This window comes from Clostridium pabulibutyricum, from assembly GCF_058242705.1.
Window position 1 is genome coordinate 1 of sequence record NZ_JBZAYZ010000006.1, and the last position, 15639, is coordinate 15639.

General features: G+C 34.8%; 10 protein-coding genes and 1 other annotated feature. Of the genes, 2 read left to right on the forward strand and 8 right to left on the reverse strand.

The features are described 5' to 3' along the window. Positions 1-284 precede the first annotated feature (284 nt). On the forward strand, positions 285-1658 hold the full coding sequence (locus AC4CVH_RS08075) for an ISNCY family transposase (RefSeq protein WP_490787384.1): 1374 nt from the start codon (positions 285-287) through the stop codon (positions 1656-1658). A 133-nt stretch (positions 1659-1791) separates the two neighbouring features. On the opposite strand, the gene AC4CVH_RS08080 is transcribed toward AC4CVH_RS08075, so the two are convergent. The 6 genes from AC4CVH_RS08080 to AC4CVH_RS08105 form a co-directional block, all read right to left on the reverse strand. Then, complete coding sequence (locus AC4CVH_RS08080) at positions 1792-2709, reverse strand: D-alanine--D-alanine ligase (RefSeq protein WP_490787247.1); 918 nt, start codon at positions 2707-2709, stop codon at positions 1792-1794. Between the two features lie 127 nt (positions 2710-2836). Beyond that, complete coding sequence (locus AC4CVH_RS08085; protein WP_490787248.1) at positions 2837-3889, reverse strand: glycoside hydrolase family 130 protein; 1053 nt, start codon at positions 3887-3889, stop codon at positions 2837-2839. A gap of 24 nt (positions 3890-3913) precedes the next feature. Continuing rightward, positions 3914-4864, reverse strand: a complete 951-nt coding sequence (locus AC4CVH_RS08090; RefSeq protein WP_490787249.1) for a DUF1861 family protein — start codon at positions 4862-4864, stop codon at positions 3914-3916. Positions 4865-4971: 107 nt separating this feature from the next. Continuing rightward, positions 4972-6135 carry an iron-containing alcohol dehydrogenase gene (locus AC4CVH_RS08095; RefSeq protein ID WP_490787250.1) on the reverse strand — a complete coding sequence of 388 codons (1164 nt, stop codon included), beginning with the start codon at positions 6133-6135 and terminating at the stop codon, positions 4972-4974. Between the two features lie 149 nt (positions 6136-6284). Continuing rightward, positions 6285-8270 (reverse strand): transketolase, encoded by a 1986-nt coding sequence (gene tkt / locus AC4CVH_RS08100; RefSeq protein ID WP_490787251.1) that lies wholly within the window; start codon positions 8268-8270, stop codon positions 6285-6287. 329 nt (positions 8271-8599) lie between these two features. Further along, complete coding sequence (locus AC4CVH_RS08105) at positions 8600-11134, reverse strand: MBL fold metallo-hydrolase (RefSeq protein ID WP_490787252.1); 2535 nt, start codon at positions 11132-11134, stop codon at positions 8600-8602. 180 nt (positions 11135-11314) lie between these two features. Continuing rightward, positions 11315-11588: a binding site (T-box leader), on the forward strand. Positions 11589-11732: 144 nt separating this feature from the next. On the opposite strand from AC4CVH_RS08105, the gene AC4CVH_RS08110 reads away from it, so the two are divergent. After that, positions 11733-13145 (forward strand): sodium:solute symporter family protein, encoded by a 1413-nt coding sequence (locus tag AC4CVH_RS08110; protein ID WP_490787253.1) that lies wholly within the window; start codon positions 11733-11735, stop codon positions 13143-13145. Between the two features lie 54 nt (positions 13146-13199). Here AC4CVH_RS08110 and nadC read toward each other — a convergent pair whose 3' ends face one another. Beyond that, complete coding sequence (nadC, locus tag AC4CVH_RS08115) at positions 13200-14027, reverse strand: carboxylating nicotinate-nucleotide diphosphorylase (RefSeq protein WP_490787254.1); 828 nt, start codon at positions 14025-14027, stop codon at positions 13200-13202. 21 nt (positions 14028-14048) lie between these two features. After that, entirely contained in the window at positions 14049-15620 is a 1572-nt protein-coding gene (gene nadB, locus AC4CVH_RS08120) for an L-aspartate oxidase (protein ID WP_490787255.1), read from the reverse strand. Positions 15621-15639: the final 19 nt, after the last annotated feature.

The window sequence follows — 15639 nt, forward strand, 5'->3', positions numbered from 1 at the left end:
AGGGCTCGAACCTGTGACCCTCTGCTTGTAAGGCAGATGCTCTCCCAGCTGAGCTATGCGCCCTCAATCACGCAACCCACATCATTACCGCAACAATTAATATTATATATTGGAGGACATATATTGTCAATAGTGAATTTTATTTTTTTAAACATTTTTATGAACGAAAGATGATAATGTCTTAGTATACCAAAGTTGATTATGTCCCAAAAAGCAAATTTATAATATAATAAACCTCATGACAAAGAAATGAGGTGGACATGATTAGAAAGGTATATTTAAAAATGAATGAAGAATTAAAATATAAAGTTATTAAGAAGTTAATAGATAGTAATGGTAACAAGCAGAGAGCTGCAATTGAGTTAGGCTGCACTGTTAGACATATAAACAGAATGATTAAGGGATATAAGGAAAAAGGAAAGGCTTTTTTTATTCATGGCAACCGTGGAAAGAAGCCAGCTCATACCATAGATAACTCTGTAAAACAGGACATCGTTGATTTATACAAAACAAAATATGAAGGCTCAAATCTAACACATTTTTCTGAACTGTTAGAAGAATTTGAAGGAATAAAGGTCTCACCAACGACTGTACGTTCCATCCTTTTGCGGGAATTCATCCTGTCTCCTAAGGCAAAACGTTCTTCTAAGAAAGCTTTACATGATAAGCTTAGAGATTTACAAAAAGACACCAAATCAAAAAAAGAAGCTGCTATTATTCAAAGTGCTATTCTTGATATAGAAGATGCCCATCCCAGGCGTCCTAGATGTGCTTATTTTGGCGAAATGCTTCAAATGGATGCTTCTCTTCATCCTTGGTTTGGCGAAGAAAAAAGTCAGCTCCATATAGCTGTGGACGATGCCACAGGTGTTATTGTAGGTGCTTATTTCGATGCTCAAGAAACGCTAAATGGCTATTACCATGTACTTGAGCAAATACTGAAAACCTACGGTATTCCTTATATGTTTTACACCGATAGGCGTACAGTTTTTGAGTATAAGCAAAAAAAATCCCCTTCTATCGAAGAGGACACTTTTACTCAATTCGGTTATGCCTGCAAGCAGTTAGGAATTGAGATTAAAACCAGCAGTATTCCACAAGCCAAGGGGCGTGTGGAACGAATGTTCCACACACTGCAATCACGACTTCCTATCGAATTGCGTTTAGCTGGTATAAGCACAATTGAGCAGGCAAATGAATTTTTAAACTCCTACATAAAAAAATTCAATGCTCGATTTGCTTTACCTGTTGATAATATCAAATCTGTATTTGAAACGCAACCTGATATTGAAAAAATCAATTTAATTCTTGGTGTGCTTTCTAGTAGGAAAATAGACAACGGGAGTTGTGTAAAATACAATAAAGGATATTATCTTCCAGTAGATGCTAATGGTCACCCGGTATATTACCATAAAGGTACCTGCGGTATAGTAATAAAGGCATTTAACAATGATCTATACTTTTGTGTTAATGAAAAAGTTTATGTGCTTGAATTGCTTCCAGAGCATGTTCCTTCATCAAAAAATTTTGATCTTGCAAAGACTTCAAAAGTTCCAAAGAAACACTACATACCACCGATGAGTCATCCATGGAAACAGGCTTCATTTGAACGTTACTGTAATAAGCAAGTTCATAGACAAAAAGAAAAAATAGCATAAAAAACTTACGAAATTATTTTTTAAAAATTAATTGTTTCTAAGGTTTGTTTGCCATACCTTAAATTAATAGCATCAAAACAATAAAGCACCAGCAAAAAACTGGTGCTAATAATTAAAACTTTTTGGGACATTTTCAAAAATGCTTGACATTCTTTTTACCCTTCAATGAATATTTGACTATCCTGTCAAGAAGTTCAGTATAGGATATCCCCGCTGCCTTCGCACTTTTTGGAAAAAGGCTGTTTCCAGTCATTCCTGAAATAGTATTCAGTTCAAGCACATAGGGTACTCCATCTTTTACAATCAAATCAACCCTTGCATAAACGCTGCATTTCAAAACTTTCCAGCATCTGCGTGAAATATTTTCAATTTCGTTCTGAAGTTTCTCCTCCAGCTGTATCACTATCTCATCTGAACCTCCCGAAGTATACTTGGCTTTGTAATCGAAAAATTCCGAATTGGGGTTTATGGCAATAAGAGGCATTGTTTTTCCATCTATCATACAGCATGTAACTTCATCGCCTTTTACATATTCTTCAATCATAACTTCTTTATCATACTTCAAAGCTTCATCTACTGCTGTTTTAACTTTATCCTTACTCTTTACTATACAGGTCGCAACACTTGAACCCCCAGAGTTTGGCTTTACAACTACAGGATAACCTATTTTATCAAGATACTCATAGTCAACTTCATCTGAACTTTTTACACATATCCACTTTGCAGTATTTATTCCTCCGCTCTTCAACACCTTTTTTGTCATATCCTTGTCCATACATATTGCACTTGTAAGCGGTCCACACCCTGAATATGGTATATCAAGGCTTTCAAGAACAGACTGAACAGTACCATCCTCTCCAAACCTTCCATGAAGTGCGAGAAATGCAAAATCTATATCTCCCGTTTTAGTTATTATATCCTTCTTTTCATCTATAACTATAGGTACTACAGTATACCTCTTCTTATCAAACATATTCATTATTTCTTTTCCAGAGCTTAAAGATATCTCCCTTTCAGATGATATCCCTCCCATAATAACTCCTATCTTCATAGCAATTCCTCCGTAAACATCATTATAATTTATATACCAATAATTTTACTACTTATTATTTTACGCTGTAATCAATATAAAGAAAGAACCACAGTATAAAAAATTTAACTGTACTGTGGTTCTTTCTTTATATTGAATTTAAAATATCATCTATACTCGATATTGCAAGAGCTATTGAGTTATCTCCTGCTCCATAATATATATATAATTTTTCATTGAACTCCACTGCACCACATGGAAATATGACATTTTCAAAAAAACCGTTCTTTTCATACTCCTCACAAGGTTCCATTATAGGTAGCAAACTTCTTTTTATAACCTTTCCAGGATCTTTCAAGTCAAGAAGAAGAGCTCCCATTGAATACTTCCCACATTCATCAACTCCATGATAAAGTTCAAGCCAACCTTCTTTTGTTTTTATGGGAGGAACTCCCGCCCCTATTTTACATGAATCCCAAATATTATCCCTTGTTGATGCAAGTACCCTGTGATTTCCCCATTCCGCCAAGTTTTGAGACTCCGATATCCATATGACAGGTTTGCCTGTACTTTTGGAAACAGGCCTTGTAAGTGCAAAATATTTCTCTTTTATTCTCTCTGGAAATATAACTACATCCTTGTTTTCCGTACTGAATATATTTCCTAAACTTTTATAACTTTTGAAATCCTGTGTTTTGACAAGTTTTACAACGATGCCGTATTTTGATACCGCACTGTAGGTAATATAATAGCTCTGATCAATTCTTGTTATTCTTGGATCTTCTATTCCAAAACTTTCATATTTATCTCCAGGGAATATTGATGGATTTTCATCTATTTTAAAATTTACTCCATCACTGCTTTTTGCAATCCTTATATGCGACATAGATGTAAGATATTCAAAATCAGAATGACTCTCCTGTCTTTTTATCACCCTTGGATCAGTAAAGTCATATCTCTTATCTCTAATATCTATACTTGCTACATCTATGGAATTTTCCTTTTCATTCGCAATTGGAACATTTATAATGTTTTGATCGCTGCTCTTGACTTTTTCAGATACTCTCGCTGCAAGAACAATCTCGTTGTTATACACAACTGCTCCCGGATTAAAAACTCCTGTAACTTCAAAGTTTTCATGCGAAGGTACAATATCACGGCAAGTTATAATCGGGTTCAACCTGCATCTTTTTATATTCATCGCTCCTCCTTATAAAAAATCAAACTAAAATGAATCCAAAGATTGACCTGTATCATTATTCATATAGTCGTAAAAAGGATTATCTATCTCCAGTGTCTGTGCTTCAATATCACTTATACCTGCATACAAAGTCGCTCTTTTACCATTAAAAGTCAATCCACCGCTGAAAACAACATCGTACAATGTTTTGTCCTTGCTTGGTCCCGGAAGAAAATCACTTCTCTCCGCAATTATTTGAACATCCTTGTATTCCATCGAATTTATATCAAGTACAAATGCCATGGAATAATAATGCTTCATGCCTGTTTCATCTATCTTAGCTATATGCCCGAGAAGTCCTATATTATTCCTGTCAATTGGATATATGCTGTTTATTCCCCCCCATTCTTCATCATTGAAAAAATCATTTAAAATTGGTGCATCCTGAATAACTCCTATGCTAAGATCATTTAATCTGTTGATTTTTATAAATCCTATTTTGCCTCTTCCACCTTTTGCCCCCTGAGGACGAGTCAATACTCCTATACTACCATCCTTGAGTTCAGTTATTCTAAGATCTTTCATTCCATCAGGACCTACAAAAAAAAGCTTAAGATGAAAAATGTCCCTGCCTTTATATATTATAGTTCTCCATATGAGATTATACGGATTATTTATATCTTTAAATACCTCAACTCCCCCAACCACAAGTTCATTCCCAATTCTTGTAAAAAAAGGATCTTCAAGATTCATAACCGGTGATTCAAGTACGTGACACCATACATCTTCATACTTTTCAAAAAATGACACCATGGAATCATTGCCAAATTTTGACTCTACTCTTCCTGCCAGTACCGTTTTTCCACTATTTATAAATGGTGAAGTTATATTATAAACATCTTTGCTGAATATACCCACAAAATTAACTCTCTTAGGAATCTTATCAATTTTTTTCTTTCTGTACTTCTCAAGTAATCTATCACACGTAATTATCATACAAAATTACACCTTTCTTAATTTATAACTTTCTTAATAATTATTATAGCTATAAATGCAAAATAATAAACCCTCACTTTATAAAAAGAAAAGTGAGGGAATCTGATCTATAATGCAGACTTATATATATTTACTACATCTTCTTTTGAAAGTGGTCTAAATTCACCAATTTCACCATTTCTTGTGGCATCCTCAGCCATTTTTTCAAAATTTTCATCATCTATGTTCAAATCTCTAAGTCTTTCAGGTAATCCTAGGCTGTTAAAAAATTCTCTTGTTTTTCGTATTGCCTCTTGTGCTATCTCAAGTTTGTCACTGCTTGTATCAATATTCCAAACATTAATTCCATATTCAGCAAAACTGTCTACCGTATTATCATCCAATACATACTGCATCCAGAAAGGAGTCAAAATTGCAAGACCAACGCCATGAGTGATATCATAAAATGCACTAAGTTCATGTTCAATAGGGTGTACGCTCCATCCATTTACTTTTCCATAAGTAATGAGTCCATTTATAGCAAGACTTCCTGTCCACATTAAATTGGCTCTTGCTTCATAATCATCAGGCTTTTCAAGTGCTATAGGCCCATATTTTATGCAGGTTTTCAGAAAAGCCTCCGCCATCCTGCTCTGAACATATGCCCCTTTGGTATTATTGAAATATATTTCCATAACATGGCTCATTATGTCCGCTGTTCCAGACGCAGTCTGTCTCTTACTTACAGTAAAAGTATAAGTAGGATCCAATATGGAAAATTTAGGTGCAAGACAAGCTCCTCTTGTTCCAATCTTTTGCTTTGTCTCTTCATTTGTTATAACAGCAATTACATCCATCTCCGATCCAGTGGCAGCCAAAGTAAGAATACTTGCTATAGGAAGTGCTTTCTTTATCTTTGAAGAATCCATCACAATATCCCACGGGTCTCCACCATAATAAAATCCTGCAGCTATAACCTTTGAACAATCAATTACACTGCCGCCTCCAATTGCCAGTATAAAATCTATTCTATTTTGTCTGCATATCTCAATACCTTCTCTTACTGTTGATATTCTTGGATTCGGATCAACGCCAGAAAGCTCCCAAAATTTTATTTTATTTTCTTTTAGAAGCTTAATCGCAGTATCATATATTCCATTTTTTTTGATGCTTCCTCCACCATACACAACCAGAACCTTTGAACCGTACCTTTTTACATTTCTCCCCAGAGCACTTATTTGTCCCTCTCCAAAAAAAACTTCAGTCGGAATTGAATAATGGAAATTAATCAAACTTAAACATCTCCCTTTTTTCTAAGGATCCATATACAGAAAATATTCTGTAGACTGTACCTGTTTTGTAATAACTATAGTTACTATTATAGCACAAGTAACCATAAGCAAAAATCACTTATGGTTACTTCTGAAACAAATTACCAAAACTATTTTAAAACTTTAAGTGCTTTGTCAATTACATTTTGAACTGTGAATCCAAAGTTCTCAAATAATGTGCCAGCTGGTGCAGATGCTCCAAAATGATCTATTGATACAACATCTCCATCAAGTCCAACATACTTATGCCATCCAAAGGATGTTCCAGCTTCAACTGCGAGTCTCTTCCTTACTTTGCTTGGAATTACACTCTCTTTGTATTCTTCATCCTGTCTCTCAAATATTTCAAAAGAAGGCATGCTTACTACACGTGCGTCTATACCCTTCTTTTCAAGTTCTTCAGAAGCTTTATAAATAAGCTCAACCTCAGAACCTGTAGCCATCAGAATCATGTCAGGCAAATCCTTCTTGGAATCTTTCAGAACATATGCACCTTTAAGTGCTTTAATTCCAGTCTCCTTGTAAAGTGGAAGGTTCTGTCTTGTAAGTACGAGGCATGTAGGTCCATCTGCTTTTGTAAGTGCATAATCCCATGCTGCAGCAGTCTCTTTTGCATCTGCCGGCCTTAAAACAGTCATGTTAGGTATGCTTCTAAGTGATGCAAGCTGTTCAACAGGTTCGTGGGTAGGTCCGTCTTCGCCAACACCTATGCTATCATGTGTGAGAACATATATAACAGGCAGCTTCATAAGTGCGGATAACCTCATTGCCCCTTTCATATAATCTGTAAATACAAAGAAAGTTGCAACGAATACTTTTACTCCACCATAAAGCATAATTCCGTTTCCAATAGAAGCCATTGCATGTTCCCTTATTCCAAAGTGAAGATTTCTTCCTGATCTATCGTTTCTTGAAAAATCTCCTTCACCATCCATGTGAGTTTTATTCGATGGTGCAAGGTCTGCCGATCCTCCAATCAAATTTGGAACCAACTTATCAAGTTTGTTTATTATCTTTCCTGAAGCGGCTCTTGTTGCCATAGGACCATCAAATTTCCATATATCTTCGCATTTGTCAAGATCCACTGATATTTTTCCGCTTACCCATGAATCAAGTTCTTTTGACAATTCAGGATACTTTTCGTCATATTCTGCTTTCAACTTGTTCCACTGCTTTTCTTCTCCTTCAAGCTCCTGAACCTTAGTATCCATGTATTTTTTAACTTCATCAGGTACATAGAAATTCTCCTCATAATCCCATCCAAGGAATTTCTTAGCAGCTTTCAAATTCTCTTCTCCAAGAGGTGAACCGTGTGCCGACGCCTTTCCCTGTTTTTCTGGACAACCATAACCTATTTGAGTTTTTACTATAACAACACTAGGCTTATCTTTTTCATCCTTTGCCTTCTTTATAGCATCATCTATCTTTTCAAGACTAGTTCCCTCTTCAACTTCCAAAGCCTGCCAGCCGCATGCTTCAAATTTCTTGGCCACATCTTCAGTAAATGCTATATCCGTGCTTCCCTCTATAGTTATGTTATTGCAGTCATAAACAAGTATAAGCTTTCCTAATCCAAGTTGACCTGCAAGCGATATTGCTTCCAGTGCTACACCTTCCATAAGACAACCATCACCTGTTAAAACATAAGTATAATTATCTATTATGTTAAATCCTGGTTTATTAAATTTTGAAGCCATAAATTGTTCTGCTACAGCCATTCCAACTGCGTTTCCAACACCCTGTCCAAGAGGACCTGTAGTTGTTTCAACTCCAACTGTGTGGCCATATTCCGGATGTCCGGGAGTCTTGCTGTTCCACTGACGAAAACCTTTTAAATCATCAATGGAAAGTCCGTAATTGAAAAGATGCAGAAGTGAATAAAGCATTGCCGACGCATGTCCTGCCGACAGTACAAACCTGTCTCTTCCTATCCATTTTGGATTTTTAGGATTGTGTTTCATATTTCTTCCCCAAATTGCATAAGCTTCTGGAGCCGCTCCCATAGGGAATCCTGGATGCCCTGAATTTGCTTTTTCAACCATCTCAGCTGAAAGTATTCTTATGTTATTAACTACCAAGTTTTCTATGTCTTTCATATACTCTTCACTCCTCATTTTATTTAAAAATTTACCTTATATCTTTTGTACTAGTAAACCCTTTTATGTAATTCTACAAATGATATACCTATTACATTGTACAAAAATTTCATATTATATTCAACCCGGCTATTTTTAAGGTTTATAAGGAAAATTCAACTACAAAATTTATATAGTTTACATAATTTATACGATTAAACTTGATAATATACAATATATGTATATTATATACATCATTATGATATATATAATATACATATATTAATACTATAAGCATAAAAATTGTATTATTTATTGAAATAGTATTCACCAAAAATTTATTTTTTTATTCATATAATGACTATAAGACTACATCCCGTTTTTTCCTTAAATTCTCTTTTTATATATTCGATTTTTTCATCTGTTTGAGGCTCATTGAATTTTATGGATGCTGTAAGATTTTGTCTGTTAAAAGACGGGTTTCGTACAAGACCTGCCTTTTGCAAATTGCATATGCTGTTTAATATGCTTATTATGCTGTTTTGATTTGCACTCTCTGATATTTGTATATTCCACCCCGTTATATTTCGAAGTTCATCTACTTCATTTTGACATTTTTTGCCTATTATATTTGTAATAAAGGCAAGTTCTATATATTTCCCATTCTGGCACGACTTTATACTTTTTTTATATGGTTTGAATTTCTTCGTTTCAAATTTTTGATCTATAATACTAAGCGCCATGTTTTGTTCCATCTTCAAATTTCTGTTGTCATCAGAAACTGATTTGAAAGAACTGTCTTCTTGAATATTGCATGCAAATTTAACTGAAAGCTCAAGTCCCGTAAGTTCATAAAAACGACTCTTTACACTATTATCCACATGAACTTCACCCCTTAACAAAACCTCTACAATATTCATATCAAGCTTAAAGGATATCTTTTTTATATTTTCATCATTTAAAAATTCCACTATAATTTTTGAAATTTCATTTGTATTTGTCGAACTCGAAATTTCTACTTTCCATTTTATAGCCTTTTCAAAATCATCAATTGTTTTGTATATTTTATGATCTACAGCTAAAGGAAAATTAAAACTGAGTACCACTGTCTTTCTATCATACATGAAACCTGCTTTTTTAAATTTAAATGCTGAAAAATACTTGTCAACAAGTTCTTTGATTTCATTTGGCTTAAGTTCTCTCGGTTTTAACAATTCATTGACATCGTATATATCTCTGGGCTTAAAAAGAAAAAGTCTTCTTGAATTGCTTTCAAAATACACCGATTCAACAAGTTTTACCTGAAGCTCATGTATATCATTAAAAAAAGAATCGTGCTCTGCATAATCAAATTTATCACTACTCTCCATAAACAACTGATCTCCAGTCCACAAAAAAGCAATTTCCTCTACAGTAAAAAATCTTTCACCATAATTTCGAATAATAAAACTCCAAAGTCTTTTTAAATCAATATCTTTTATGCTTCCGCCATCTTGCATTGTATGCTCAAGCTTTTTTTTAATTTGTTTTCTCGGTTTATATATATTCAAGCTGTAGCTTTCACCACATCTAGGTGAATAAACCCGTGCTCTTGCTTCACGCGATATCTCCAAAGAAAATTTCTCAATTACGCTTTCATTTCCATGTACCATAAATATATTTCTTGGAGAAAGCAGTTCTATAAGTGATTTTATTTCCGCTTTGTCACTATGTGCTGAAAGTCCGACATTATGAACCTTGCATCTGACAGGTATGTATCTTCCATTCAATTCAAGCTGTCTGTCATTTTCATCAAGAAGTTGAAGAAGTTTTCTTCCTGGAGACTCCTCATCCTGATATCCCGTTATTACAATATACGAATTTTCAAGAGGAGCAAGTTTTTCTGCATAACACTGACTAAACCCTCCTGTAAGCATTCCTGAGCTTGAAATTATTACGCAACTTTCCCCGCTTTCAATTATACTTTTTCTCATCTCTCTATCTTTAACTGGAATTATATTTTCATCATAAAAGGGCTCAATACCTCTGAGTATTTTTTTTGCAAGTGAGTTTTTAAGATACAGCGGATTTAATTTATAAACTCTATTTACATCACGAATCATTCCATCTACATATACCTTTACACCTTTTATATTACCCTTGTTGATTGCTCTTTTTATTATTAATATTATCTCCTGTGCCCTGCCTAGTGCAAAAGCAGGTATTAGCATTTTTCCTCCCACCAAAACACATTCATTCACCATGGAGATGAGCCTCTCCTCCTCAACTTCCCTGTTTGAATGAAGTCTGTCTCCATAAGTAGTTTCAAAAATTCCAACATCAGGACGCAGTTTTGGAACTTTAAGACCCTCGACAGTCTTTTGCGAAAATATTGAAAAATCGCCTGAGTAAAATATAGATCCCTCATCTGATTTTATGTATATACAGGAAGCTCCTCCTATATGCCCGGCTCCATAAAAACATATTTTTATATTATCAAACAATGGATACTCAACCATATAATTTATAGGGAATACCCTGTTAAGCATTGCTATTACATCATTTTCCGCATAAAGAGGGATTTCCTCCTCTCTATTTTTCATTATCTTCAGGCTGTCATATAAAAGAACTCTCATAATATCTTTCGTCATCACATTTGAATATATCCTTGCTTTAGGATATTCCTTGCTGATTATAGGAAGACATCCTATATGATCCATATGGGCATGACTGACAATTATTGCATCTACCCCTCCTTTTTCTTGAATGCTTCTAAAATCTGGAATAGGATCTTTCGAGGAAGTCTGTCTTATGCCACAATCAAGAAGTATCCTCTTACCACTAATTTCTACAAATATACAGCTGCCCCCTACTTCCCTTGCTCCACCAAGAAATGAAATCTCCAAACTAAACCACCTACCAAAATAAATATGTAACCATCATAATTACTTAATTATATCATATACAAAATAAATTATAATTCCAAGCAATATGCATATATCACTAGGAAAACAGATTTAATTTAAAAAAACCGTCAAATACATCGATTGATTTCACAATTTTTTTAAATTATAATACTCAACATACAAAAGGTTATGAAGGAAACAAGTAATTAAGCATGTTGCAAAGAGATGCAGTGGTTGGTGTAAACTGTTTTATATGCTTTGCCATATATATCCTTGTATTTTATGGATATTGGCAGTGAAATATAGCTATATTTCATTATGAAATACATTCCCGAACCGCAGGCTGAACATTTTTAAACTAGGCCGAGCCGTTTAACTAACGTTAAAAAGTAAGAGAAGAACAGTAGATTTGTGTTCGAAGTAGGGTGGTACCGCGAAGTTATTCGTCCCTTTAATGTGGTGCTTTTTTTATTTTCAAATTTATTGTTCAACTAGGGTGGTACCACGACCATTTCGTCCCTTGAGAAGGGGCGTTTTTTTGTACTTTTTATTGCATCAGTACTGTACAGCAAAAAAATATCTTTGGAGGATTTATAATATGAATATATCTTTAATAATAATTGTTGTCTATATATCTATGCTTTTTATAATAAGCTTTTTCGCAAGAAAAAAGTCCATGAAAAGTGGCGAAAGTTACACTCTAGCTGGAAGAGAACTTACAACACCTCTCGTGACATGTTCACTAATAGGGCTTGCAATAGGCGGTGCATCTACAATAGGGGTTGCCGAACAGGCATATGACGTTGGACTTTCAGCCGGTTGGTATAATGTAGCCTGGGGATTTGGCGCAATTGTGATGGGCCTTGCTTTGGCTGCAAAATACAGGGAGTTCAATGTATCCACCGTACCTGAGCTATTTGGAAAATTCTATGATGAAAAAGGAAGGCTTATATGTGTAATATGCCAGATAATAATACTCATAGTAATTGTATCCCTGCAATATATAGCAGGAGGTGCCATTTTATCCTCACTCCTCCCAGATGTGTTTACCTTGAAAACCGGTATGGTAGTAAGTGCCTGCGTATTTGTTGGAATAACCTTTATAGGTGGCATGTGGTCTGCCGGGCTTTGCAACCTCTTTAATGTGCCGTTGAAATATGCAGGTATAATAATTTGTACTCTCCTTGCAGTATTTTCAAGAGGTGGAATACACAATATAAAAATGGATCTTCCCCAAGGTATTCCATATTTCAGTCCTGTAAAGGGAGTAGGTCTGTGGGTTATAGTAGGCTGGTTTCTCGTAATGACAACGCAGGTAATGTCCATGCAGGGTCCTGTTCAACTTACCTTTGCAGCTAAAAATCCGAAAGTTGCAAAAAAAAGCTTTATAATTGGAGGACTTCTCATGATGCCTATAGGTTTTTTATGTGCCTTAATAGGAATGTCTGCAAAAACAGCTTTTCCAAACATGAGTGGCACAATGGCACTTCCAAGAATGATACTGTCCCTAAATCCTGTTGCAGCCGGAATAACCCTCGCTGCTCTGTGGGCTGCCGATGTATCCACTGCCTGCAATTTGCTGCTTGGAGCCTCAACAATGTTTACAAATGATATTTACAAGAAGTTTGTCAATCCTAAAATAAACAACCATACTCTAGTTAAAATGACAAAATTATTTGTAGTAGTAATAGGTATACTGACTTTTATAATGGCACTTTCAATGTCAGGAATATTAAAAACAATATCCATAGGGCTAAGTCTTTCAACAGCATTTACCATTGTATTTCTATTTACTATATTTGCTCCTGGACTTTGTAAAAAAAGTTCTGCATTTTTCACAACTCTTGCAGGAATAGCTGTTATTTTCATATGGGAACTTGTGCCTGCATTTAGAATATTTCCCCATGTAATATTTATGGAATGGATTGTTTGTCTTTTAACCTTCTTCATAACATCAATACTTGATAAAAACAGTATATATCTTCAAAATAAACTGAAATCCAATGTATAAATAAAAGGATATGCCTATGGAAGCTCCAAAAATATTCCATAGGCATATCCTAATTTAGAATTTAAGGCTTATATCAAGGGCACATACAGAGTGTGTAAGACTTCCAACGGATATAAAATTTATTCCCGATGACGCAATTTCAGACACATTTTCCTCTGTCACATTTCCTGAAGCCTCGAGTAAACAGCGTCCACCTACAATTTGAACCGCTTTTTTCATCATATTCAAACTCATATTATCAAGCATTATAATATCTACATTTGAAGCAACCGCCTCTTCAAGCTGTTCAATATTCTCTACTTCAACTTCAATTTTCACCCTAAAAGGGAGCTTTTCCTTTATCATTGAGACAGCCTTTTCTATTGAACCCACCGCCTTTATATGATTATCTTTTATCATTACAAAATCTGAAAGTCCAAACCTGTGGTTAAATCCACCGCCACAAGTTACAGCATACTTGTCAAGCATTCTAAAACCGGGCAGTGTCTTTCTTGTATCAAGTATCTTCACATCATATCCTTTTACAAGTTCTACAAATTCATTAGTTTTTGTGGAAATTCCACTCATTCTCTGAACTATATTGAGTGCAACTCTTTCCCCTTTTAAAATTGAATTTGAAGGTCCGTGTATACCTGCAATTACATCACCTTCTTTAACCCTACTTCCATCTCTTGTAAACACTTCAAAGGCAACATTTTCATCAATAATGTGAAATACTCTCTCTGCTACTTTTATTCCTGAAACAATCCCCTCTGATTTTGAAATAAATTTTCCATTTGAAATTTGACTTCCAGAGAACAATGTATCCGTGGTTATGTCACCATAATTTATATCTTCATTAAGGGCTCTTTTTATAAAATCATCAATTTCTAAATAATTCAACTTTTCAGCCTCCAGTTTAAATCAATTCGAAGTTTTTGAATATTCAACAACATAGTTGCTCCCTACTGATTTTCTACTCTCCAAAGCATATGAAACAACTCCATCAGACACCAAACACATATTGTATGCTTCAATGTACTCCAAGCTGATTTTTTTTATTCTTGAAAGTGATTTTTCTATGCTTTTAAGATCATCAAGTGCAAATTTTAATTTGTCGACCCTTCTTATTATTCCAGCATTCTTCTCCATTGTATCTTTTATTCTTCTTTTTATACAATTAAAATCAACGCTTTCATTCACATCATAAGTAATATTATTAAAACTATTTTTCTGGAACTGACCTTCATTCGAAACTTTTAAGTCCTCTGCTTTATTTGATATAGAAACAGCAGTTCTCTCTCCAAAAACCAATGCTTCCATAAGTGAATTGCTAGCAAGTCTGTTTGCACCATGCACGCCGGTACACGAACATTCTCCTACAGCATATAGTCTGTCCATACTTGTTTTTCCAAAAATATCAGTTTTAATTCCACCCATAAAATAATGTTCTGCTGGGGTCACTGGTATATAATCTTTTTCCATATTTATATTGTTTTCCCTGCACTTTTTATATATTGTTGCGAATCTATTTTTCAGGAATTTTCCATCATACATGGTTGCATCCAGATAAACGCATTCATCTTCAGATTTACAAATTTCATTTTCAATTGCCCTGGCAACTATATCCCTAGGCGCCAGCTCCATTCTTTTGTCATAATCCTGCATAAACCTTTTTTTGTTAGTATTTCTAAGAACAGCACCCTCACCTCTTACAGCCTCTGATATCAAAAACATCCTCTTTTTCAAATCTCCAAAACAAAATGCTGTTGGATGGAACTGCACATACTGCATATTCTCAATTTTTACACCAGCTCTTATAGCCATTGCTATTCCGTCTCCTGTAAGTACTGTCCTGTTCGTAGTCTTCGAATATATCTGTCCTATGCCGCCTGAAGCCATGACACAATATCTAGATTTGAAATATACAAAATTTTCACCACACAATGCACTCACTCCACTGCACTGTCCCTCATCATTCTCTATAATATCAATAGCATAAGCATCAGTCACTACATTTATATTTTTGGCTTCTCCAACACGTTTTATAAGAACTTCCATTATTCCCTTACCCGTAGCATCTCCATTTACATGAAGTATTCTAGGGAAGGAATGGTTTCCTTCTAAAGACCTATGAAACTTTCCACTTGAATCTCTGTCAAACTCCACACCTAATTTCATCAAACTTTTTATTGCCTCTTCCGACTCGTATACAAGTGTCTCCACCGCTTGAACATTGTTTACATAACATCCGGCATTCAAAGTATCCTCTATATGTGACGCTCTATTATCTTCATTTATACTTGCAGCAATTCCTCCCTGTGCCAGATACGAGTCAGAATTCTCAATTTCTTTTTTGCTCAGTATTCCAATTTTAAGAGAACGTGGAAGCATAAGCGCAGTATAAAGTCCTGCAATTCCTGCCCCCACTATAACAACATCGTAGCTGTTGTTTATTGAAAATTCACTATTGTAACCTACCAGATATCTTTTCAATTTACTCACCCCCTAATTT

Bases quoted from the DNA above. Each gene is read 5' to 3' on its own strand.
- AC4CVH_RS08075 (WP_490787384.1), top strand. From the start codon at position 285: ATGAATGAAGAATTAAAATATAAAGTTATTAAGAAGTTAATAGATAGT.
- AC4CVH_RS08080 (WP_490787247.1), bottom strand. From the start codon at position 2,709: ATGAAGATAGGAGTTATTATGGGAGGGATATCATCTGAAAGGGAGATA.
- AC4CVH_RS08085 (WP_490787248.1), bottom strand. From the start codon at position 3,889: ATGAATATAAAAAGATGCAGGTTGAACCCGATTATAACTTGCCGTGAT.
- AC4CVH_RS08090 (WP_490787249.1), bottom strand. From the start codon at position 4,864: ATGATAATTACGTGTGATAGATTACTTGAGAAGTACAGAAAGAAAAAA.
- tkt (WP_490787251.1), bottom strand. From the start codon at position 8,270: ATGAAAGACATAGAAAACTTGGTAGTTAATAACATAAGAATACTTTCA.
- AC4CVH_RS08110 (WP_490787253.1), top strand. From the start codon at position 11,733: ATGAATATATCTTTAATAATAATTGTTGTCTATATATCTATGCTTTTT.